The sequence below is a fragment of the Tabrizicola sp. genome (assembly GCF_034366665.1).
Classification (GTDB): domain Bacteria; phylum Pseudomonadota; class Alphaproteobacteria; order Rhodobacterales; family Rhodobacteraceae; genus Tabrizicola.
Map to the genome: position 1 here is coordinate 29,410 of NZ_JAXMMF010000059.1, position 20,620 is coordinate 50,029.

Annotated in this window: 19 protein-coding genes; 7 read left to right on the forward strand and 12 right to left on the reverse strand. The window is 67.3% G+C overall.

The features are described 5' to 3' along the window. Positions 1-59 precede the first annotated feature (59 nt). Positions 60-2,486 (reverse strand): FAD-dependent oxidoreductase, encoded by a 2,427-nt coding sequence (locus U1E69_RS08115; RefSeq protein WP_322243872.1) that lies wholly within the window; start codon positions 2,484-2,486, stop codon positions 60-62. Positions 2,487-2,663: 177 nt separating this feature from the next. Here U1E69_RS08115 and U1E69_RS08120 point away from each other — a divergent pair, with 177 nt between their 5' ends. Continuing rightward, on the forward strand, positions 2,664-3,518 hold the full coding sequence (locus tag U1E69_RS08120; RefSeq protein WP_322243874.1) for a LysR family transcriptional regulator: 855 nt from the start codon (positions 2,664-2,666) through the stop codon (positions 3,516-3,518). 23 nt (positions 3,519-3,541) lie between these two features. Here U1E69_RS08120 and U1E69_RS08125 read toward each other — a convergent pair whose 3' ends face one another. Together U1E69_RS08125 and U1E69_RS08130 are read right to left on the reverse strand one after the other, a co-directional pair. After that, positions 3,542-4,225, reverse strand: a complete 684-nt coding sequence (locus U1E69_RS08125) for a GntR family transcriptional regulator (protein WP_322243875.1) — start codon at positions 4,223-4,225, stop codon at positions 3,542-3,544. Beyond that, entirely contained in the window at positions 4,222-5,562 is a 1,341-nt protein-coding gene (locus tag U1E69_RS08130; protein WP_322243877.1) for a formimidoylglutamate deiminase, read from the reverse strand. The genes U1E69_RS08125 and U1E69_RS08130 overlap by 4 nt, the downstream gene beginning before the upstream one ends. 67 nt (positions 5,563-5,629) lie before the next feature. Here U1E69_RS08130 and hutI point away from each other — a divergent pair, with 67 nt between their 5' ends. From hutI to U1E69_RS08150, 4 genes are all read left to right on the forward strand, one after another. After that, positions 5,630-6,820 (forward strand): imidazolonepropionase, encoded by a 1,191-nt coding sequence (gene hutI, locus U1E69_RS08135; protein ID WP_322243878.1) that lies wholly within the window; start codon positions 5,630-5,632, stop codon positions 6,818-6,820. Beyond that, entirely contained in the window at positions 6,813-8,342 is a 1,530-nt protein-coding gene (gene hutH, locus U1E69_RS08140) for a histidine ammonia-lyase (protein ID WP_322243880.1), read from the forward strand. The genes hutI and hutH overlap by 8 nt, the downstream gene beginning before the upstream one ends. Before the next feature lie 78 nt (positions 8,343-8,420). Further along, a complete protein-coding gene (hutU, locus tag U1E69_RS08145; protein ID WP_322243882.1) occupies positions 8,421-10,106 on the forward strand; it encodes a urocanate hydratase in 1,686 nt (561 codons plus the stop codon). A 109-nt stretch (positions 10,107-10,215) separates the two neighbouring features. Continuing rightward, positions 10,216-10,653 (forward strand): DUF4304 domain-containing protein, encoded by a 438-nt coding sequence (locus tag U1E69_RS08150; protein WP_322243883.1) that lies wholly within the window; start codon positions 10,216-10,218, stop codon positions 10,651-10,653. Positions 10,654-10,696: 43 nt separating this feature from the next. On the opposite strand, the gene U1E69_RS08155 is transcribed toward U1E69_RS08150, so the two are convergent. Further along, complete coding sequence (locus tag U1E69_RS08155) at positions 10,697-11,317, reverse strand: YdeI/OmpD-associated family protein (protein ID WP_322243884.1); 621 nt, start codon at positions 11,315-11,317, stop codon at positions 10,697-10,699. Between the two features lie 267 nt (positions 11,318-11,584). Between U1E69_RS08155 and U1E69_RS08160 the strand changes: the two genes are divergently transcribed. Further along, a complete protein-coding gene (locus U1E69_RS08160; protein WP_322243886.1) occupies positions 11,585-11,740 on the forward strand; it encodes a hypothetical protein in 156 nt (51 codons plus the stop codon). Positions 11,741-11,869: 129 nt separating this feature from the next. Here U1E69_RS08160 and U1E69_RS08165 read toward each other — a convergent pair whose 3' ends face one another. Continuing rightward, positions 11,870-12,820: a CehA/McbA family metallohydrolase gene (locus U1E69_RS08165; RefSeq protein ID WP_322243888.1), complete on the reverse strand. Its 951-nt coding sequence runs from the start codon at positions 12,818-12,820 to the stop codon at positions 11,870-11,872. Between the two features lie 202 nt (positions 12,821-13,022). On the opposite strand from U1E69_RS08165, the gene U1E69_RS08170 reads away from it, so the two are divergent. Beyond that, positions 13,023-13,307: a metalloregulator ArsR/SmtB family transcription factor gene (locus U1E69_RS08170; protein WP_322243939.1), complete on the forward strand. Its 285-nt coding sequence runs from the start codon at positions 13,023-13,025 to the stop codon at positions 13,305-13,307. Between the two features lie 92 nt (positions 13,308-13,399). Here the strand turns inward: U1E69_RS08170 and U1E69_RS08175 are convergent, their stop codons facing one another. The 7 genes from U1E69_RS08175 to U1E69_RS08205 all read right to left on the reverse strand — a co-directional run bounded on the left by U1E69_RS08175 (position 13,400) and on the right by U1E69_RS08205 (position 20,576). Beyond that, on the reverse strand, positions 13,400-14,122 hold the full coding sequence (locus U1E69_RS08175) for an SDR family oxidoreductase (protein WP_322243890.1): 723 nt from the start codon (positions 14,120-14,122) through the stop codon (positions 13,400-13,402). Beyond that, positions 14,119-15,801: a glycosyltransferase family 4 protein gene (locus U1E69_RS08180; protein ID WP_322243892.1), complete on the reverse strand. Its 1,683-nt coding sequence runs from the start codon at positions 15,799-15,801 to the stop codon at positions 14,119-14,121. The genes U1E69_RS08175 and U1E69_RS08180 overlap by 4 nt, the downstream gene beginning before the upstream one ends. 87 nt (positions 15,802-15,888) lie before the next feature. After that, complete coding sequence (locus U1E69_RS08185) at positions 15,889-16,710, reverse strand: metal ABC transporter permease (RefSeq protein ID WP_322243894.1); 822 nt, start codon at positions 16,708-16,710, stop codon at positions 15,889-15,891. Beyond that, on the reverse strand, positions 16,707-17,537 hold the full coding sequence (locus U1E69_RS08190) for a metal ABC transporter permease (protein ID WP_322243896.1): 831 nt from the start codon (positions 17,535-17,537) through the stop codon (positions 16,707-16,709). Before U1E69_RS08190 ends, U1E69_RS08185 begins: the two co-directional genes overlap by 4 nt. 147 nt (positions 17,538-17,684) lie before the next feature. After that, on the reverse strand, positions 17,685-18,551 hold the full coding sequence (locus U1E69_RS08195; RefSeq protein WP_322243898.1) for a manganese/iron ABC transporter ATP-binding protein: 867 nt from the start codon (positions 18,549-18,551) through the stop codon (positions 17,685-17,687). Positions 18,552-18,558: 7 nt separating this feature from the next. Further along, positions 18,559-19,455, reverse strand: coding sequence for a metal ABC transporter substrate-binding protein (locus U1E69_RS08200; RefSeq protein ID WP_322243899.1), 897 nt, complete (start codon positions 19,453-19,455; stop codon positions 18,559-18,561). A gap of 89 nt (positions 19,456-19,544) precedes the next feature. Further along, positions 19,545-20,576: an AbrB family transcriptional regulator gene (locus U1E69_RS08205; RefSeq protein ID WP_322243901.1), complete on the reverse strand. Its 1,032-nt coding sequence runs from the start codon at positions 20,574-20,576 to the stop codon at positions 19,545-19,547. Positions 20,577-20,620 lie beyond the last annotated feature (44 nt).

Below are 20,620 nucleotides of genomic sequence, written 5' to 3' on the forward strand. Positions count from 1 at the left end.
ATCTGTCCAAAAATATCCCACGGGGGTCCGGGGGTGTGAAACCCCAGGTGCGCCCGCTGTCACGCGCGGATGCGCTCGTTCTTCGCGTCCCAGGCCGGACCATCTGGCAGTACCGTGGCCTTCACACGGTCGCCGAAGATTTCCACCTCGACCTCGGTCCCCGCCACTGCAAGGTCCGCCCGCAGCATGCCCAGCGCCATCGAGTGCCCGACCCGGTAGCCCCAGGCGCCCGAGGTCGTCTCTCCCACCACCTGACCCTGATGCCAAAGCGTGGACATATAGGGCGCGTCGCACTCCCCGGCCTCGACCTTCAGCGACACGAACCGCTTCTTCACGCCCTGCTGCTTCTCGGCCGCCAGCGCCGCCTTGCCGGGGAAATTGTGGTTCCAGTCGATGAACCGCTCGAGGCCCCCCTCCAGCAGCGAGTAGTCGGTCGACAGATCGCCCTTCCACGCCCGATAGCCCTTTTCGATGCGCAAGGAATTCAGCGCTTTCATGCCAAAGGGCTTGGCCCCCCCGGCCAGAAGCGCGTCCAGAATCGCAGGGGCATCCGCAGTGTCGCAGTGGATTTCCCAGCCAAGCTCACCCGCGAAGGACACCCGGACCAGCGCCACGTCCTTGCCCGCGACCTTCGCGTCATACTGGACCGACAACCAGGGCCGAGTCAGATCGGCCTCGGCGATCCGCGCAAGCAGGTCACGCGCCTTCGGCCCGGTCACGATGAAACAGGACACCGCGTCCGAGTGATCCTCGATCACGCAGCCCTCGGGCAGCCCCCTCCGCAGCACATCCGCGTCATGCCATTGCGCCACGGCGGCGGTGATCAGCCCGACCTGATCCTCACCCTGCACCATGCAGGACATCTCGGTCACGATCCGGCCCCGGTCATCGGCAAAATAGACCAGGCCAATCCGCCCCTCAGCCGGAAGGCGCGAGGCGGTCAGACCCGCCACATGCGCCTTTGCCCCGGGCCCCTTGACCACAAGGCGCGAGAAACCCGGCAGGTCAAGGACCCCGACCCCATCCCGCACCGCCTCGCATTCGGCCTTGATCCGGGCCTCCCACGGGCCAGAGCGCCCCCAGGTCTGCGTCGCTTCCCAGCCCGTGTCGTCGCCCGGCGCGGCATACCATTCCGCCCGTTCCCAGCCGTTGTAGGGCGCGAACTGCGCGCCCAGCGTCTTCAACCGGTCATGGACGGGGGAAAGCCGACGGTCCGCCCCGGCAGGCCAGCGCGCCATGGGGAAATGCATTCCGTATTCATGGCCGTAGACTTCCTTGCCCTTGGCGATCAGGTAATCCTGATCCTCCCACCCGGTGAAGCGGCGCGGGTCGCAGGACCACATGTCCCATTCCGTGCCACCTTCCGTCACCCATTCCGCCAGCACCTTGCCCGCCCCGCCCGCCTGGCAGATGCCGAAGGTGAAGACGCAGGCCTCGAATGCATTCGGCACCCCCGGCATCGGGCCGATCAGCGGGTTGCCGTCGGGAGTATAGGGGATCGGACCATTGATCACCTTGGTCAGGTTCGCCTGCTGCAAAAGCGGCACCCGCGCCATCGCGTCATTGATGTGCCATTCAAGCCGCTCCAGATCATCGGGGAAGAGCTGGAACGAAAAGTCCTCGGGCATCGGGTCGTCCGGCGTCGCCCAATGCGCCCGGCAGGGGTTCTCGTAGGGGCCAAGGTTGAAGCCCATCTTCTCTTGCCGCAGGTAGTAGCTTGAATCGACGTCGCGCAGCAAAGGCAGCTTGTGGCCGACCTCTTTCGTCCACGCCTCCAGCTCCGGTATCGTGTCAAAGAGCATATACTGGTGGCTCATCACCATCATCGGCACCCGGCGGCCGAACATGGCGCCGACCTGCGCCGCATAGTAGCCGCCCGCGTTCACCACATACTCGGCCCGGACCTCGCCCTTCGGCGTCGACAGCACCCACTCGCGGCCCGTCCAAGTCGCTGCTGTCACCGGGCAGAACCGTTCGATCCTGGCACCCATCTTGCGCGCCCCCGTCGCAAGCGCCTGGGTCAGCTGTGCGGGGTCGATATCACCGTCGTAGGGGTCATACAGCGCGCCCGTCAGGTCATGCGTCTGGACAAAGGGATAGCGCGACCGGATCTCTTCAGGCGACAGGATGTCCAGGTCCATCCCCTGATAGCGCCCCATGCCGGCCACGCGCCGGAATTCCTGCAGCCGTTCCCGGGAATGACCCAGCCGGACCGAGCCGGTGACGTGATAGTTCATCGGATAGCCGACAGCATCGCCGAGACCCCGGTACAGGTTGGCCGAATAGCGCTGCATGTTCATGATCGACCAGCTGGAGGAAAACGTCGGCACGTTCCCCGCCGCATGCCATGTCGACCCCGCCGTCAGCTCGTTCTTTTCCAGCAGAAGCGCATCGGTCCACCCCGCCTTTGCCAGGTGGTACAAGGCCGAGGCCCCCACCGCCCCGCCCCCGATGATCACCACCCGCGCCGACGCAAATTCCGCCATGTCCGCCTCCCCGTTCCCTGCGCCACTATCCCCTGCCACGCGCCCGCTTTCAATTCGGGCAGACCGGGGGTATTGATCGGCATACCCGATCAGCCCATTCGTCTGTCCACAAGTATCCTCGGGGGGTCCGGGGGGCGAAGCGCCCCCGGTTCCTGCCCCAAACGCACCGGTCACCCCATGCAGATTGACCTTCTCGACACCTTCCTCGACCTGGCCGAAACCCGCAGCTTCCACCGCACGGCGGACCGGCTGCGGATCACCCAATCCACCGTCTCCGCCCGCGTCACGGCGCTGGAACAGGCCGTGGGCCAGCGGCTCTTCGACCGCTCGCGCGCCGGCACCGACCTCACCCCGGAAGGCAAGCGGTTCGAGCCGCACGCCCGGGCCCTTCGCCACGAATGGAACGAGGCCAAGCGCCGCATCCAGATCCCGCAAGGGGCCGCGCAACTTCTCCGCCTTGGCATCCAGAACGACCTTGCCGCCGTCTACCTTGGCGACTGGGTGGCCGAGTTTCGCGCCGCGCTGCCCGAGACCGCCTTCTACATCGAGCCGGACTACTCCAACCAGATGTGCGCCGACCTTCTGACCGGCATCCTGGACTTCGCAGTCATGTTCAGCCCCAAGCCCCATCCCGACCTGCATTTCGACAGCGTGGGCGAGGTCACCTACCGAATGGTCTCGACCGATACGGCAGTCCTGGCCGAGGTCAGCCCCACCCGCTTCGTCTTCGCCCATTTCTCCCCCGCTTTCGAGGAGATGCATCGCCAGCTGACACCCGACCTTGCCTCCTCGCCGGTCTCGGTCGGCCAGTCGGGGTCGGTGGTATCGCTGCTGACAGCGATGGGCGGGTCCGGCTACGTGCTGGAAAAGACGGCCGAGGATCTGATCTCGGGGGGCCGGTTCGTGGCCGTGCAGGACGCGCCGGACCTGCGCCAGCCGGTCTTTGCGGCGATCCACATCCGGCATCGGACGCTGCCCCTGCACCGCAAGCTGACCCAGCTGGTCGCCCGGCATTTTCGCGCGGGGAGGTAGGGTGGGCGATCCGCCCACCCTGGTCAGAAGGTCATCGTCACCCGGTGCCCCGGCGCATGCGCAAGCCGGACCCAGGTCACGGGGCCGCCGATGCCAAAGGTCGTGCGTTCGGCCACCAAAAGCGCCGTGCCGGGCGGCACGCCCATCACCTCGGCCTCGCGCAGCGAGGCCGGTTCGGCGGTAAAGGCGATGTCACCCGAGACCAGGCTGACATGGGTCACCAGCCACTCGTTCACGCTGACCGCGGCAAAGTCCGGCTGGGGGTAGGTCAGGACCTCCGGGTTCAGCCAGCGGGTCTCCAGCACGAAAGGCCGCCCCCCGGCCAGATGCAGCGTCTCCAGCTGCAGCATTGGTGTGGCTTCGGGCAGGCCCAGCCGCGCCGTCACCGGGACCGGAGCCGGGGCCAGCCGGTCGGACAGCAGCTTGAAGTCGTAGCTCAGCCCCCGACCCAGCACATCCAGCCGGATCACCGGGATCTCCAGCCGTGCCCGCCGGACCGGAAGCTCTGCCACCCGCGTGCCCGCCCGCTTCTTCCGCTCGATCACCCCCGCCGCGGCCAGCGCGGTCAGCGCCCGGTTGACCGTGGCGCGGGCGACGCCGAACTCCTCGGCCAGCGCTTCCTCGCCCGGGATCAGCGCTCCCGGTGGCCAGTCGCGGGCGCGGATGCGGCGCAGCACCTCGGTGCGGATGTCTTCCCAGCCTTTCACAGCGCAGCCCGCAGCCGGTGCATCGTCGCGCGGAAGCGGGCCGCGACACCCTCGCGGGCGATGTGACGCCCGCCCTGCACGATATGTCGGCCCGCAGACCAGAGGTCAGCCACCAGCCCGTCGCGCCCCGCGAAGGTGAAGGCGTCCAGAAGCTGGTCGCCCCTCAGCCCCTCCAGCCGCAGATCGCCCGTCTCCAGCGCCAGAAGGTCGGCCCACTGACCCACCTCGATGCGGCCCGTCCCGCGCCCTGCCGCCCGAGCGCCCCCCGTCGCGGCCTCCTCCCACAAGAGCCGGCCGGTCGACCGGGTGTCCGCCATCACCGCCCGGGCCTTCAGGGCGAGGCGTTGGGAATACTCCAGCAGCCGCAGCTCTTCCGCCAGCGAGATCCGGACATTCGAATCCGTCCCCACCCCGAAAGCCCCACCCGCCGCCAGCCAGCCCGGCGCGTCAAAGACCCCGTCTCCAAGGTTCGCTTCGGTGATCGGGCAAAGCCCCGCGACGGCTCCGGTCCGCGCCAGGGCCGCCACCTCGGCTGGCGTCATCTGCGTCGCGTGGATCATGCACCAGCGTGCGTCCAGCGGCAGGTTCGCCACTGCCCATTCAACAGGCCGCGCTCTCCAGGCCGCCAGCACTTCAGTCACTTCGGCGACCTGTTCGGCGATATGGATATGCACCGGCCCACCCGTCATCCCGCCGACACGGTCAAGCGTCCCCCGGCTGACCGCCCGCAACGAATGAGGGGCCACTCCCAGCACCGCGTCCGGCATCCCCGACAGCGCGCGCCCTGCCCCGTCCAGCAGCTGGTTGTAGACGTCGGGCGAGGACCCGAACCGCAACTGCCCGCCCGCCAGCACGCGGCCATCGACCCCGCCCTGTTCATAGATCACCGGCAGATGCGTCAGCCCCAGCCCGGTCTCTTGCGCGGCCGCCGCGACACGGCCCGACATCTCGGCCGGATCGGCATAGGTGCCGCCGCCCACCGGATGGTGCAGGTAGTGAAACTCGCAGACCGCCCCGAACCCGGCCTCGGCCATCTCGACCATCGCCTGGGTCGCAATTGCCTGCACGTCTTCGGGGGAAAGGCGGTCCAGAAAGCGGTACATCAGCGCGCGCCAGGTCCAGAAGCTGTCCTGACCGGCCGTCCGCGCCTCGGTCAGCCCGCCCATCGCGCGCTGGAACGTGTGAGAGTGGAGGTTGACCGGAGCCGGCAGGATTACGTCGTGGCCTTGCCCCGGCACGCCGGTCGTCACCTCGGCGATCCGGCCCTTTTCCACCCGCAGACGGACATCCTTTGCCCAGCCTTCGGGCAGAAGCGCTTGGGCGGCGTGCAGGATCATGGCGACTCGCTTGACTCGGGTTTATGTCTAGACATATTAGCCATTACATCAGCCATAAGGCAAGCAGATGCTCCTGACCCACGCCACTCTTGCGACGATGACCGATGGCTACGGGATGATCCCTGACGCCGCCGTAGCGCTGGAGGGGGACCGCATCGCCTGGGCCGGACCGATGGCGGACCTGCCTGCCGCCTACCGCGCGTTGCCCGAACACAACGCCGAAGGCCGCCTTGTCACGCCGGGCCTGATCGATTGCCACACGCACGCCGTCTTCGCGGGCCACCGCGCGGTGGAATTCGAGCTGCGGCTGAAGGGCGCAAGCTACGAGGAAATCGCCCGCGCCGGCGGGGGCATCCTGTCCACGGTGACGGCCACCCGGGCCGCGTCCGAAGACCAGCTTCTGGCCAAGGCCCTGCCGCGCGTCGACCAGCTGATCGCCAGCGGCGCCACCACGATCGAGGTGAAATCCGGCTACGGCCTCACCGTCGAGGACGAGCTGAAGCTATTGCGCGCCGCCCGCGGGATCGCCCGCCACCTGCCGGTTTCGGTCAAAACCACGCATCTTGCGGCCCATGCCATTCCGCCCGACTACTCCGGCCGCGCACCGGCCTACATCGCAGAGGTCGCAATCCCCTCGCTGCACGCCGCCCATGCCCAGGGTCTGGTCGACGCCGTCGACGCCTTTTGCGAAACCATTGCGTTTTCGCCTGACGACCTTGCCCCCCTTTTCGCCGAGGCCCGCGCGCTTGGCCTGCCGGTGAAACTTCACGCCGAGCAGCTGACCGACCTGGGTGGCGCTGCCTTTGCAGCCCGGCACGGGGCAATTTCAGCAGACCATCTGGAATATCTCTCGCCCGAAGGAATCACCGCGATGGCGCGGTCCGGGACCGTCGCGGTGATCCTGCCCGGTGCCTTCTACACCTTGCGCGAAAGCCAGGTGCCGCCTGTCGCGGCCCTCCGCGCGGCGGGGGTGGCGATGGCGGTGGCGACCGACCTCAACCCCGGCTCCTCGCCGATGGCCTCGCTGACGTTGGCGATGAACATGGCGTGCACGCTCTTTCGCCTGACACCGGAAGAGGCGCTTCTGGGCACGACTGTTCATGCGGCGAAAGCCCTTGGACTGACCGACCGCGGCCGCATCGCCCCAGGGCTGCGCGCCGACCTTTGCATCTGGGACGCCGACCACCCGGCCGAACTGGCCTACCGCATCGGCGCGACCCCGCTTCACACCCGCATCTTCGGAGGCCGCCTTGCCTGAAATCCTGATCCCCGGCCAGGTCACCCTTGCCCAGCTGGAGCGGATCTTCCGCCAGCAGCGTCCCGCAAAGCTGCACGACAGCGCCCGCCCCGGCATTGAACGCGCCGCCAGCCACATCGCGGCCGCAGCGCGGGGGACGGCGGCGGTCTATGGCGTGAACACCGGGTTTGGCAAGCTTGCCAGCGTGAAGATCGCCGCGGAAGACACGGAAACGCTGCAGAAGAATTTGATCCTAAGCCATTGCTGCGGTGTTGGCGCGGCGATGCCGGAAGACGTCGCCCGGCTGATGATGGTGCTGAAGCTTCTGTCCCTTGGGCGCGGCGCGTCGGGGGTCCGGCCGGTCGTGGTGACCCTGATCGAGGACATGCTGGCCCAGGGCGTGACACCCGTGATCCCTGACCAGGGCTCGGTCGGTGCGTCGGGCGACCTTGCCCCCCTGGCCCACATGACTGCGGTGATGATCGGCCACGGCGAGGCAACGGTCGACGGTCAGGTCAAGCCAGGCGCAGAAGCTCTTGCCATGAAAGGGCTTTCGCCGATCACGCTGGGCGCGAAAGAGGGACTTGCGCTGATCAACGGCACCCAGTTTTCGACCGCTTACGCGCTGGCCGGCCTTTTTCAGGGCTGGCAATCCGCGCGTGAAGCGCTGGTGATCTCGGCCCTGTCGACAGACGCCATCATGGGCTCCACCGCGCCACTGGAACCCGAGATCCACTCCTTGCGCGGCCAGCCTGGCCAGATCGCCGCAGCCGCAGCGATGCGGGCGCTGCTGGAAGGCTCGGCGATCCGCGACAGCCACCGCGAGGGCGACACCCGCGTCCAGGACCCCTATTGCATCCGCTGCCAGCCACAGGTGACCGGGGCCGCAATGGACGTTCTGCGCATGGCCGCCCGCACGCTGGAAATCGAGGCCAACGCCGCCACCGACAACCCGCTGGTCCTGTCGGACGGCCAGATCGTCAGCGGCGGCAACTTCCACGCCGAACCCGTGGGCTTTGCCGCCGACATGATCGCGATGGCTCTGGCCGAAATCGGCGCGATATCCCAACGCCGGGTGGCGCTGATGGTCGATCCAACGCTGTCGTTCGACCTGCCCGCCTTCCTGACACCGAAGCCGGGCCTCAACTCGGGCCTGATGATCGCCGAAGTGACGACGGCAGCTCTGATGAGCGAGAACAAGCACCTCGCCCACCCAACGGTGATCGACAGCACCCCCACCTCTGCCAACCAGGAAGACCATGTCAGCATGGCCGCCCACGGCGCCCGCAGGCTGCGGCGGATGGTCAAGAACCTGAACGTGATCCTGGGCGTCGAGGCGATGTGCGCCGCGCAAGGCGTCGAATTCCGTGCGCCCCTGCGCACGTCTCCTCCCCTCCAGGCCGCTGTCCATGCCCTGCGCGTCAAGGTTCACGCCCTGGAAGAGGACCGCTATCTCGCCCCCGACCTTGCCAGCGCCGCAGCCCTTGTGGCCGAGGGCGCTTTGTCCCGCGCCACCGGCATCCCCCTGCCCGACCTTGGCTGATTTCATCTGTCTGAAAATATCCCGCGGGGGTCCCGGGGCGCGAAGCCCCCGGCGCCTCCCCAAGCCCGGAGCCCGACCATGACGAACCCCCGCCACAACCTGCGCGACATCTACCCCCCCACCGGCCCGGAAAAGACCGCCAAGACCTGGGGCGGTGAGGCGGCGATGCGGATGCTGATGAACAACCTGCACCCCGACGTGGCGGAAAACCCGCATGAGCTGGTGGTCTATGGTGGCATCGGTCGCGCGGCGCGGACCTGGGAGGATTTCGACCGCATCGTCGCCGGCCTGAAGGATCTGGAGGCGGACGAGACCCTGATTGTCCAGTCCGGCAAGCCTATCGCCATCGTGCGCACCCACACGGACGCTCCCCGGGTGCTGATCGCGAATTCCAACCTGGTACCGCACTGGGCAACCTGGGCGCATTTCAACGAATTGGACCGCAAGGGTCTGATGATGTACGGCCAGATGACCGCCGGGTCCTGGATCTACATCGGGACGCAAGGCATCGTGCAGGGCACCTATGAAACCTTCGCCGAAGCGGGGCGGCAGCATTACGGCGGCTCTCTGAAAGGCCGCTGGATTCTGACGGGTGGTCTCGGTGGCATGGGCGGCGCGCAGCCCTTGGCTGCTGTCATGGCCGGGGCCTGCTGTCTGGCCGTGGAGGTCGACGAGACCCGGATCGATTTCCGCCTGCGCACCCGCTATGTCGATGCCAAGGCCCGGACGCTGGACGAAGCCCTTGCGATGATCGCCGACTGGACCTCGAAGGGCGAAGCGAAGTCGGTCGGCCTTCTGGGCAACGCAGCCGAGGTCTTCCCGGAACTTCTGGCCCGGATGAAGGCGGGGGGCATGCGGCCCGACATCGTGACCGACCAGACCTCGGCCCACGACCCCCTGCACGGCTATTGCCCGCAAGGGTGGACGGTGGCCGAATGGCGGGCGCAGCAAGAGACGGACCCCGCAGCGGTCGAGACGGCCGCAAGACACTCCATGCGCGCCCATGTCGAGGCGATGGTGGGCTTCTGGAACGCGGGCGTGCCGACGCTGGACTATGGCAACAACATCCGGCAGGTGGCGAAGGAGGAAGGGTTCGAGAACGCCTTCGCCTTCCCCGGCTTTGTGCCCGCCTACATCCGCCCCCTCTTCTGCAAGGGGATCGGCCCCTTCCGCTGGGTGGCCCTGTCCGGTGACCCCGAGGATATCCGGAAAACCGACGCGGCGATGAAGCGGCTGTTCCCCGACAACGCGCAACTGCACCGCTGGCTGGACATGGCGGGCGAGCGGATCGCTTTCCAGGGCCTCCCGGCCCGCATCTGCTGGATTGGCCTTGGCGACCGGCACCGGGCGGGGCTGATGTTCAACGAGATGGTGGCCTCGGGCGAGTTGAAGGCCCCCATCGTGATCGGGCGGGATCATCTGGATTCAGGCTCGGTGGCATCCCCGAACCGGGAGACGGAGGCGATGCGGGACGGGTCCGACGCGGTCAGCGACTGGCCGCTGCTGAACGCGCTGGTGAACACCGCCAGCGGGGCGACCTGGGTGTCGCTGCATCACGGCGGCGGTGTGGGGATGGGGTTCTCGCAGCATGCAGGCGTCGTGATCCTGGCGGATGGGACGCCGGAGGCCGCGAAACGGCTGGAGCGGGTATTGTGGAACGACCCGGCCTCGGGCGTCTGGCGGCACGCCGATGCGGGGTATGAGACGGCAATCGCCTGCGCGAAAGAGCATGGGTTGCGGCTGCCGGGCATCCTGGGGAACTGAGGGCTGCCCACGCCGGACGAGTTTGGGCTTTCCTGCAACATCAAGGGCTTGCCTGGGCGCGTTCGGGTGGTGTTAACTGTGGTCCGGGTGGTCAAGGGGACGGCAGGGGATGAGAACCGACCGGAAGGCGATGGTCGCGGTGCTGAAGCAGGTCTGCGTCCCGGCGTTGCGGGCTGCGGCGTTTCAGGGTGCGTTTCCCCACTTCTTTCGGGAAACGGGGGGCTTCGTCGCGCTGGTGACCTTCCAGTTCGCCTCGGGCGGGGGAAGCTTCTGCGTGAACCTGGGCTATTCCGCCCAAGGGTGGCTGAACCGTTTCCTCAAGTCGAAGACCGAACCGGCAAAGCTGAGGGTCAGCCAGACGCAAGACTGGGTCCGGCTTGGCGCAGTGACCGGGGGCGACCACTGGTTCGTCTACGCCAGCCCAAGCGATACGCCCTATCGCGGCGCTATCCAGCCACAAGAGGACCTTGCCACGCGCTGCACGGAGTTGCTGATGACGCAAGCCGAGGCGTGGTGGGCCAGCAAACCTGGTGCGCCGAGCCGGTGATCGGGCCGGATCATCGGCGCGGTCGGCCCCGCAAGTCGGAAGGTCAGCGTTCGTTGGCCCCCTTGCCCGCCAGGATCTTCGGACGGGATTTCGCAATCCGCGCAAGCCGCGTGGCGCTGGTCCGGGCAGAGTTCACGTGCAGCGCCCAGCTTTTCTGCCTGCCGGGGGTGAGGGCCGCAAAAGCCTCGGCCAGGTCGGGGTCGGCGTCCAGGGTCTCGACCAACTCCTCGGGAAGGGTCAGCTCGGTCGGCTCTTTCGGCGGCAGAAGGCCCCTGTCGGCGTACGTCATCGCTTCGACCAGATAGGCGCGGATCACCGGCTCCAGTCTGGCGGGGGCGTCGTTGTCCGTGAAGCGCAGGCAATCGGGGTGGCGGGTGTTCGGGCCTTGCCGTTCCAGCAGGCCCTCGGGGTCTTTCAGCAGGGCCGCGTTCATGAAGGTCAGGCGGAAATCGCCCCGGAAGGCCCCCAAAAGGCAAATGTTGCGGCCGGCGTGCATGTAACAGGGGTGGCCCCATTTGGCGGTCTCGGCAAGACCCGCCTCCAACGCGATGCGGCGGAGGGTGAGAAGGCCCGGCAGCCAGAGACGGGTCGAACAGTCGGGCGTCGCGAAGCGGTCGCAGCGGCCGCAGCCATCGGCGAAGTAGGCGTCAGGATCGGTGGTCATCACACGGGCGGGCATCGGAACCTCAGGGTCTGTAGTGTCAGTCGTTTGGTGCAAAGTTTCAAGTTTTGCCTTCCGGCTGCAGTCTTCATCCACAGGTTTTGCCGTTGTGGGGTGAACAACCATAGCGATTGTCGGTGATCGTCGCCTGTCAGGCCGCATTCCACGGTGCTGCCATGATCTTCGCCGGAAATCTCCTTGGATCGGCCATCGGAGACACAACTTCCAGATGAGTAATTGCTTAACGAAGCCGCAGAGGGGGAAAGCGCGATGACCGGAACGAAAGCGATACTGGGCTGGTGGCTGCGGACGATGCGGCGCGAGGACCCGGCCCTGCGGCGGATCGGCATGCTGAAAGGCTGCGGGGCCGAGCGGCCGGTGACGGCGGTGCCGGTCTTCTTCGCGCGCAAGGCCAGTCTGAGCTGACCAAAGGCCAGTCTGAGCTGACCAAGGGAACAACGATCCAGGATGATGCGGGGGTGGCAGCCCCCCCTCACCCTGGCCCTCTCCCCCGGCGGGGAGAGGGGACGCTTTGGGCTTCGGTCCGGTCCCGGTTCAAAGGATGCGGGGGTTCTTGCCCGCTTCGCGCCAGATCGGATTTGACCAGGCCCGTTTGCCCGCCGCGTCGATGACCGAGATGCGGACCCAGGGGCTGCCAAGAAGCCGGTCCAGCGGAACCTCGGCGCGGGTCATGGAATGGCCATGCACACTGCGCGCGCCCGTGCCCCAGCCCAAGGCGACGACCGAGACCGCAGCGGAACATTCGACATAGGCCGTGTCGCCCTCGACCCGGACATCATGGATCTGCGGGCCTTGGCTGGCATAGAAATCGCCGCGTTTCAGGGCGGCAAGCAGTGCCTCGGGCGTGTTTTCGGTGGATTTGACCATGACCCAGCCGCCGAAATGGTCCGGCTCGTGGAAATGCGCGTCGTCGGTGGCGATCAGGGTCAGGCGGCGGCCTTCGGTCAGCAAGAGGTCGGCGATCCCCGCGCCATCGGGGCGGTCGCAGCCGGTGGCGCAGCCGTGGTTGTAGATCTCGACCGCGTGGGCGGCTTCGATCGTGCGGGCGTCGGCAAGGGTCAGGCCGGACCATTGCGGGTGGGCGATGGCGACGAAGGCCCCGGCAGCAACGGCGCGGGCGGCGATCTCTGGCCCCGTCTCCTGCCCCGGTTCGGCGATGAAGCTGGTCGTGGTAGGGGCTGCGAAATCGTCGGGCAGGCCCACGGCCAGGATGTGCCACAACTCTCCGTTCGACTGCGCGCCAGAGTGCAGTTCCGCCCCGATCAGCGTGGTGAAACCTGCGTCACGCCAGGGGCGCGTGTCGGTCATCGGGTAGCCGTACATGCCGATGAAATGGTCGGTGATTGCCAGGAAATCATAGCCCTCGGCCTTGTAGCGGCGGCAGACTTCCTCGGCTGAGAGCACCCCGTCCGAGTTGGTGCAATGCGTGTGCAGATTGCCGCGCCAGAAGCGGCCGGCGGCGGTAAAGGCAGAGGGGCGGAGCATGATGGTCCTTCCAGAGGGATGTCGGCGGAACCTTGCCCGGACCCGAGAAACTGAGCAAGGGACAGTCGTGGCGGTCGGGCGTACATGCTATCGTTCTGCAATGTCTGGTTGTGTGAGGGTTGGCATGTCATTGGATCGTTTCCCGCCGGGCGGGTCTGCACTCGGGGTCGGAACGACCGAGCCACGCGATCTTGCGCTGCGGATGGCGGCGAACGCGCCGGAGGCAGCGGCCTTGCTGAAGGCGCTAAGCCATGAGGGGCGGCTGATGATCCTGTGCCATCTGGCCGGGGGCGAAAAGTCGGTGACCGAGCTGGAGGCGTTGCTGGGTCAGCGCCAGGCGGCGGTCAGCCAGCAACTGGCGCGTCTGCGGCTGGAGGGGCTGGTCTCGACCCGCCGCGACGGCAAGGCGATCTTCTATGCCGTGCAGGATGACCGGGTGCTGACGCTGCTGCGACTGATGCCGGGGTTGTTCGCAAAGGCGGGCTGAAGGGTGTGGGGCGGCTCCTCGTGCGACTTCGTCTTCTCGTCGCAAGGTCGCGCACCGGCAGCGAGGAGTGACGAAGTCATCGACGAGCGGCTCTAGCCGCGCCCGATGTAGGGCATGTCGCGGGCCATGATCGTCACGAAGGGCGTGTTCACCTCCAACGGCAGGCTGGCCATGTGCAGGACCATCCGCGCGACGTGATCCACCTCCATCACCGGCTCGGGGCGGATGTCGCCGCGGGCTTGCGGCACGCCTTGGGTGAACCTGGCGGCCATGTCGGTCAGCGCATTGCCGATGTCCACTTGCGCGCAGGCGATGTCGAAGGCGCGGCCGTCAAGGCCCAGGGTCCGGGTCAGGCCGGTGACGGCGTGTTTGGACATGGTGTAGGGCGCGCTACCGGGGCGCGGGACATGGGCCGAGATCGAGCCGTTGTTGATGATGCGGCCACCGCGCGGGCTTTGGCGACGCATCAGCCCGAAGGCCGCGCGAGCGCAGAGGAACATGCCGGTGATGTTGGTACGACTGACCTCCAGCCACTTGTCCACCGGGATTTCGTCGATGGGTGCTGCCGGGGCCGAGATGCCGGCGTTGTTGAAGAGGACATCCAGGCGGGAAAGCTGGGCGAAGGCGGCCTCGACCTCGGCGGGGTCGCCCACGTCGGCAGTCAGGATACGGGCGTCTGCACCTTGCGCGGTTTCCTCCAGCGTCTCGCGGCGGCGGCCAAGGAGAGTGACCTCCCAGCCTTCGGAGAGGAAAAGGCGCGCGGTGGCGCGGCCGATGCCGGCACCGGCGCCGGTGACAAGGATGGAGCGGGTCATGAAACCTCCTGCAGGTAGCCGTATTTGAGCAGCCAGAGCGCCACACGCGCCACGACGGGGGCCGAGGCGCGGGTGGCCGCGGCGATCTCGGCCTCGGTCGCGCCCTGCGGGCCGGTGGCCGTGAAAGCGGCAAGGATCGCCTCGATTCGGGCCGGGCTTTCGATCAGGCGGCGGCGGGCGGCGTAGTTGCGCAGGCCGAAGATCTCGGCGGGGGCCGGATTGGGGCCGGGTGTTGCGGCAAGGCGACGGCCCTCGGCGGCGAAGGCGGTGGGATAGGCCGCGAACATCTCGTCCACCGCCGGGCTGACCGGGATCAGACCAGCTGGAACCGGGGCAAGGCCGGGGCCGCCCCGAGCCCGGGCATGGGCCAGCATCGCCGCCTGTTCGCCCCAGAGCGCCTGCATCTGCGGGATGACCGCCGACCAGTCATAGAGGCTGCGCGCCCGCGCCTGGCCTGCCGCCCCCATGCGGGCGCGCAAGCCGGGGTCAAGGGCCAGCGTGACCAGCGCCCGGGTCAGCGCGCGAAGGTCAAGCGGCGTCATGGCCGAGACCTGGCCCAGATACTGGATGTAGCTGTCGGTTCCCCCCAGATGCCGCTGGCTGACATAGGTCGACAGCCCCGGACGCGGCAGTTCTGTCGGGACGCGGAAGCCCACCTCGGGTGTCACCGTGTCCTTCATCCCGTCCCAGTCCGAAACGATCACCGGCAGGCCCGCCGCCATCGCCTCGATCGGCGCAAGGCCGAAGGTTTCCTGCAGGTTGTCGATCGGGAAGACGAAAATGTCGCCACCCGAGAGGGTAGCCTTGCGGTCGTAGGCATTGCCGCCGTCCAGGAGGTGGTAGCCGCAGGAGGGCATCAGGCGGGCGGCGGCTTTGGCGAAGACCGCCTCCCACCCGGGTTCCTTGAACTGGCCGCAAAGGACGAGGTGCAGCTTGCCGCCGCCCTGCCCCGCGACCTCGGCCGCGGCGGATTCAAGCGCCAGGAACAGGGGAAGGGGATCGAACTTCTCGTCCGGCGTAAGGCGGGCGATGGTCACGGCCAGAATGTCGTGCGGTCCGGCTCCGATGCGGTCGCGCAAGGCCTGACCGAGGGCCGGGTCGCGCTGGAAGTCGGCGCAGGTGATGCCAAGCGGGATCACCGGCAGCAAGGGGCGCGCAGGCAGCGGCGCGCCGGGGAAACGCTGGGTCAGATGAACCTCGGCCAGTTCCATCAAACGACGGACTGAAGATTGCACTGCGCGCGAAGTGCAGATCACCGCGTCCCAGGGCATCTGCGGTGCGGACCGCAGATCGAAGACGGTCTGCATCACCATGCGGGTGGCGGTCGTGTGGGTGATGCCGCACAGGGCCCAGGCTGCACCTCCCTGCGCAGCGCGGCGCCAGCATTCCACGGTCGGGATCGGCGCGGGGTAAAAGACGACGTCGACCGGCGTCAGGGCGGCGGGCGCGTCAAGGCGGACCGCGCGCAGAGGCCGCGTCACGCCCGGGTCGGCGGCGATCCGCGCGAAGGCGTCATGGTCGGCCTGGGCATGGGCCAGGGACACGAACTCGTCCACCTCGGCATGGGCGAAAAAGCCGCGCAGGAAGCTTTCGCCTGCGACGCGGCGACCGTTGATGCCTCTGGTCTTCGGGTCATAGCCGTCCGACGAGAACCAGATGGCGGCATTGGTGGCGGGCATGCGTGCGTGTTCCTGAGGCGTCACCCTAGGGGTAGAGGCTGACCTGCAGTCCTGCAAGGGAATCAGCAGGGTGATCAGCAGGTGGCATCAGGCGGCGCGGGTCAGGATCACGCGGCGCAGGAAGGCCATGAGGAACATCGCGGTCAGGATCAGGATGATCGTGGGGGCCGGGGCCGCATCCAGGTGGAAGCTGGCATAGACCCCGGCGGTCATCGCGAACAGGCAGACCAGGGTTGCGGTGATCAGCATCGCGCCAAAGCTGCGGCTGATCAGGAAGGCGATGGCTCCCGGCGCGATCAGCAGGCCGATGGCAAGGATCAGCCCCACCGACGAGAGCGTGGCGACGATGGTCAGCGAGAGGATGGCAAGAAGCCCGTAGTGCAGAAGCTTCACCGGCAGGCCCGAGACCTGCGCCTGCGCCGGATAGAAGGCATGCAGCATCAGGTCGCGCCATTTCAGGCTGAGAACCAGGGTGACCGGGACCGCGATCAGAAGGGCGGTCAGCAGGTCCGCGCCTCCGACCCCCAGCATGTTGCCGAAGAGGATATGATCAAGGTGGACATCCGACGGGTAGGCGGTGTGCAGGACGATGCCAAGGGCGAACATCGCCGAAAAGACCACGCCCATCACTGTGTCGCGCTTGATCCGGCTGTTGTCGGCCAGCCAGCCGGTCAGAAGTGCGCTGCCAAGGCCTGCGATGAAGGCCCCAAGCAGCAGCGGCAGGCCCGCCATATAGGCCAGCACGATGCCGGGCAGCACGGCGTGGGAGACAGCATCCCCCATCAGCGCCCAGCCTTTCAGGACCAGAAAGCAGGACAGAAGGGCCGTGGGCGGCGCTACGATCAGCGCGATCAGGAAGGCGTTCTGCATGAACGGGAACTGGAAGGGCTGGATCAGGGCCTCGATCATGCCCGCGCCCTGCGCTTCGCGGCCAGAAGGCCGTGTTTCGGGGCGAAGAGGAAAGCCAGCGCGAAAAGGCCGGTCTGCAGCAGGACGATGACGCCCCCCGTGGCTCCGTCGAGGAAATAGGAAAGGTAGGCACCCGCAAAGCCGGTGACGGCTCCGATCCCGGCGGCGAGGGCCAGAAGGCGCGGGAAGCGGTCGGTCAGAAGGTAAGCGGTGGCCCCCGGTGTCACGACCATAGCCACGACCAGAAAGGCCCCCACAGTCTGCATCGCGGCCACCGTGCTGGCGGAAAGGAGGGTGAAGAAGACGATCTTCAGCAGATCGGGGCGCAGGCCGATGGTGCGGGCGTGGGCCTCGTCGAAGAAGGTGACCATCAGGTCTTTCCAGAGCAGCAGCAGGACAACGGCCGAGATGCCGCCGATCAGGACCAGCTGGAGCGTGTCCTCGGGCGAGATGGCCAGGATGTTGCCCATCGTGATGGTCTGGATCGAGACAGAGGTCGGGTAGACCGAGATCAGGAACAGGCCAAGACCGAAGAACGAGGTGAAGATGAGGCCGATGATGGTGTCGGTCTTGAGGCCGGTGCGGTTGGTGAGGAACAGCATGGCAGCGGCGGCGAGGCCCCCGGACAGGAAGGCGCCGAGGGCAAAGGGCAGGCCGAGGATGTAGGCCCCGGCGACCCCCGGCACGACGGAGTGGGACAGCGCATCGCCGATCAGCGACCAGCCCTTGAGCATGAGGTAGGCCGAGAGGAAGCCGCAGACGCCTCCGACCAAAGCGGAGACCCACATGGCGTTGGTCATGTAGGCGTAGGCGAAGGGCTCAAGCATGGCAGCTGGCGCGCGGGTTGGGGCGGTTTTTGCATGGAGCGCTGACGCGCGAGCCTTTTGTCTCGCCCTTTTGCGTGAAGGACGCAAAACGGCTCGGAGAGCCTCCGGCGGGGATATTTGGGGACAGATGAAAGGGATGGGCGTGGGTCATTTGTCGCCCTTGCGACCGTATTGGACGAAGGGGCGTTCGTCATCGGTCAGGATGCTGATTTCGCGGCTGTCGTCGTCCTCGTGCAGGTCGGTGCCGCCAAGAGTGAAGCGGCGCAGGACACCGCCGAAGGCGCGTTCCAGGTTGTCGCGGGTGAAGGTGGTTTCCGTGGGGCCGTAGGCGAGGACGGTGCCTTTCACCAGAACCGTCCGGTCGCAGAAATCCGGGACCGAGCCCAGGTTGTGGGTCGAGACCAGCATGACATGACCTTCGTCGCGCAGCGTGCGCAGAAGGGTGATGATCTGTTCCTCGGTCTTCACGTCGACGCCGGTGAAGGGTTCGTCGAGAAGGATGATCCGGCCTTCCTGTGCCAAGGCGCGGGCCAGGAAGACGCGTTTCTTCTGGCCTCCCGACAACTCACCGATCTGGCGGTGGCGGAGGTCGGAGAGGCCGACGCGGGACAGAGCCTGGTCGATCTTGGCGCGGTCGGTGGCGGAGGGGCGGCGCAGAAAGCCCATATGGCCGTAGCGGCCCATCATGACCACGTCTTCGACCAGGACCGGGAAGGACCAGTCCACATCTTCGGCCTGGGGGACGTAGGCCACCAGGTTCTGCCGCAGCGCGTCGCGGACCGGCATCCCGAGCAGACGGATCGTGCCGCGGGCGATGGGGACAAAGCCCATGATCGCCTTGAAGAGTGTGGACTTGCCGGCCCCGTTCACCCCCACCAGCGCGGTGATCGTGCCCTGGGGGATCTGGAAGCTGGCGTCGGTCAGGGCGGTCAGGCCATTGCGGTAGGTGACCGTGACGCCTTCGGCGAAGATGCCCTCGCCCCCTGCCCCGTGATCGCCCGCGGTATCGCGCATTTCACCCTCAGTTCGCCGGCGCAAGGCCCTTGGCGATGGTTTCGGTGGTGACCTTCAGAAGGTCGAGATAGGTCGGCACCGGCCCGTCGCCAGCGGAAAGGCTGTCGACATATAGGACGCCGCCGAACGCGGCACCGGTTTCGCGGGCGACCTGTTCGGCGGGATCGGACGCAACGGTGCTTTCGCAGAAGACGGCAGGGATCGCATGTTCGCGCACCCCGTCGATCACGGAACGGACCTGGCGGGGCGTGCCCTGCTGGTCTGCGTTGATCGGCCAGAGGTACAGCTCTTGCAGCCCAAGGTCACGGGCGAGGTAGCTGAAGGCGCCTTCACAGGTGACCAGCCAGCGGCGGTCTTCGGGCAGCGCTGCAATCTGCGCCTTCAAGGGGTCAAGGGCGGCGCGAAGCTGGGCCTTGTAGGCGTCGGCATTGGCCGCATAGGTCGCGGCGTTGGCCGGGTCGGCGTCCGAGAGCGCCTTCTGGATGTTGTCGACGTAGATCAACGCGTTGTCGATGCTCATCCAGGCATGGGGGTTGGGTTTGCCCTCATACTCGCCAGCGCTGATCGAGATCGGTTCGATCCCCTCGGTCAGCGTGGCAGAGGGCACGTCGCCCAGGTTGCCGAGAAACTGTTCGAACCAGCGTTCCAGGTTCAGGCCGTTCCACAGCACCAGATCGGCGTCCGAAGCGCCGACGATGTCCTGCGGGGTGGGTTCGTAGCCGTGAATCTCGGCCCCGGGCTTGGTGATCGAGACGACCTCGACCCGGTCACCGGCCACGTTTCGCGCCATGTCGGCGATGACAGTGAAGGTGGTGACGACCTTGAGAGGGTCCTGCGCCTGGGCGGCGACCGGCAGTGCGGCAGTCAGGGTGGCAATCAGAAGGAAACGGCGGGAAAGCGGCATGGAGGCTCCATCGGCTCTGGCTACAGTAGAATGTAAATGAGAAGCATTTGCAAGAAGACAAGCCCCCTACCCCTGGGGGCCGCAGGAAATCAGCGGTCGTCAGGCAGGAAGCGCACCGCAAGCGGAGCCAGGACCAGGACGACAAGGATCCGGGCGACGTGGTGCAGCGCCACGAAGGCCACATCGGCGTGAATGGCCAGCGCGATAAGGCCCATCTCGGTCAGCCCACCCGGGGCCAGCGCAAGCAGCGCCTGGTCAAGCCCGACGCCTGCCGCCCGGCCCATCGCCAGCCCCGCAGCCCCCGCCAGCGCCAGGGTCAGGATCGTCGAGCCAAGGCTGAGAAGCCCCGCGCGCGCCAGCATCACCGGGGCAATCCCCAGGAAGCGGCAGCCGAGGATCGTGCCCAGCACCACCTGGGCCGCGTTGACCAGCAGTGGCGGCGGCGCGCTTTCGGTGAAGCCCGCCAGATGCACCGCCGCCGACAGGATCAGCGGACCAAGGAAGGTTGGCGCGGGCAACCCAAGCCGGGTGCCAAGAAATGCCCCCAGCACCGCAGACGCGATCAGGATCGCCGCATCGGCCAGCCCCAGCGCCGGGCCAGGAGCCATCGCGGCGGCGCCGACATCGTGGCCCAGCACCACGCGGAACAGAAAGGCCATCAGCGCGATGGTGACGACGATGCGCAACGAATGGGCCAGCACGATGGCCGGGACATTGGCACCGCGCGCCTCGCCGAACTCGATCATTTCGGACAGGCCGCCGGGCATTCCGGCGAAGTAGGCCGTGGTCCAGTCCTGCCGCCCGACATAGCGGTAGAACGGCACGACCACGATGGCCACGACCACCAGATAGACCAGCAGGATCGCCAGCGTCACCAGCATCTCGCCCACCTGCCCCATCACATCGGGCGTGAAGCGCGAGCCGAGCAGCACGCCGATGATCGCCACGATGGCCGGGCGCAACCGCGCGGGGCCCTGCACTGGCAGCCCGGCGACCGAGGCGGTCATGGTGACGAAAAGCGCGCCCAGCATCCAGGGCAAGGGCAGCGCCAGCGCGTGGAAGACCACGCCACCCAGGGTTCCAAGCGCAAGTCCCGCAGCTATTCGGGCCAATGTCGGCACGGCCGGTCCAATGCAATCACGAGGCGTCCAAGGGGCCACAGCGA

Excerpts from the sequence above, each read along its gene's own strand:
- U1E69_RS08195 (WP_322243898.1), bottom strand. The coding sequence starts at position 18,551 with ATGCGCGATACCGCGGGCGATCACGGGGCAGGGGGCGAGGGCATCTTC.
- U1E69_RS08175 (WP_322243890.1), bottom strand. The coding sequence starts at position 14,122 with ATGACCCGCTCCATCCTTGTCACCGGCGCCGGTGCCGGCATCGGCCGC.
- U1E69_RS08160 (WP_322243886.1), top strand. The coding sequence starts at position 11,585 with ATGACCGGAACGAAAGCGATACTGGGCTGGTGGCTGCGGACGATGCGG.
- hutI (WP_322243878.1), top strand. The coding sequence starts at position 5,630 with ATGCTCCTGACCCACGCCACTCTTGCGACGATGACCGATGGCTACGGG.
- U1E69_RS08150 (WP_322243883.1), top strand. The coding sequence starts at position 10,216 with ATGAGAACCGACCGGAAGGCGATGGTCGCGGTGCTGAAGCAGGTCTGC.
- U1E69_RS08185 (WP_322243894.1), bottom strand. The coding sequence starts at position 16,710 with ATGATCGAGGCCCTGATCCAGCCCTTCCAGTTCCCGTTCATGCAGAAC.
- U1E69_RS08120 (WP_322243874.1), top strand. The coding sequence starts at position 2,664 with ATGCAGATTGACCTTCTCGACACCTTCCTCGACCTGGCCGAAACCCGC.
- hutU (WP_322243882.1), top strand. The coding sequence starts at position 8,421 with ATGACGAACCCCCGCCACAACCTGCGCGACATCTACCCCCCCACCGGC.
- U1E69_RS08115 (WP_322243872.1), bottom strand. The coding sequence starts at position 2,486 with ATGGCGGAATTTGCGTCGGCGCGGGTGGTGATCATCGGGGGCGGGGCG.
- U1E69_RS08155 (WP_322243884.1), bottom strand. The coding sequence starts at position 11,317 with ATGACCACCGATCCTGACGCCTACTTCGCCGATGGCTGCGGCCGCTGC.
- U1E69_RS08130 (WP_322243877.1), bottom strand. The coding sequence starts at position 5,562 with ATGATCCTGCACGCCGCCCAAGCGCTTCTGCCCGAAGGCTGGGCAAAG.
- U1E69_RS08170 (WP_322243939.1), top strand. The coding sequence starts at position 13,023 with ATGGCGGCGAACGCGCCGGAGGCAGCGGCCTTGCTGAAGGCGCTAAGC.
- U1E69_RS08190 (WP_322243896.1), bottom strand. The coding sequence starts at position 17,537 with ATGCTTGAGCCCTTCGCCTACGCCTACATGACCAACGCCATGTGGGTC.
- U1E69_RS08200 (WP_322243899.1), bottom strand. The coding sequence starts at position 19,455 with ATGCCGCTTTCCCGCCGTTTCCTTCTGATTGCCACCCTGACTGCCGCA.
- U1E69_RS08180 (WP_322243892.1), bottom strand. The coding sequence starts at position 15,801 with ATGCCCGCCACCAATGCCGCCATCTGGTTCTCGTCGGACGGCTATGAC.
- U1E69_RS08165 (WP_322243888.1), bottom strand. The coding sequence starts at position 12,820 with ATGCTCCGCCCCTCTGCCTTTACCGCCGCCGGCCGCTTCTGGCGCGGC.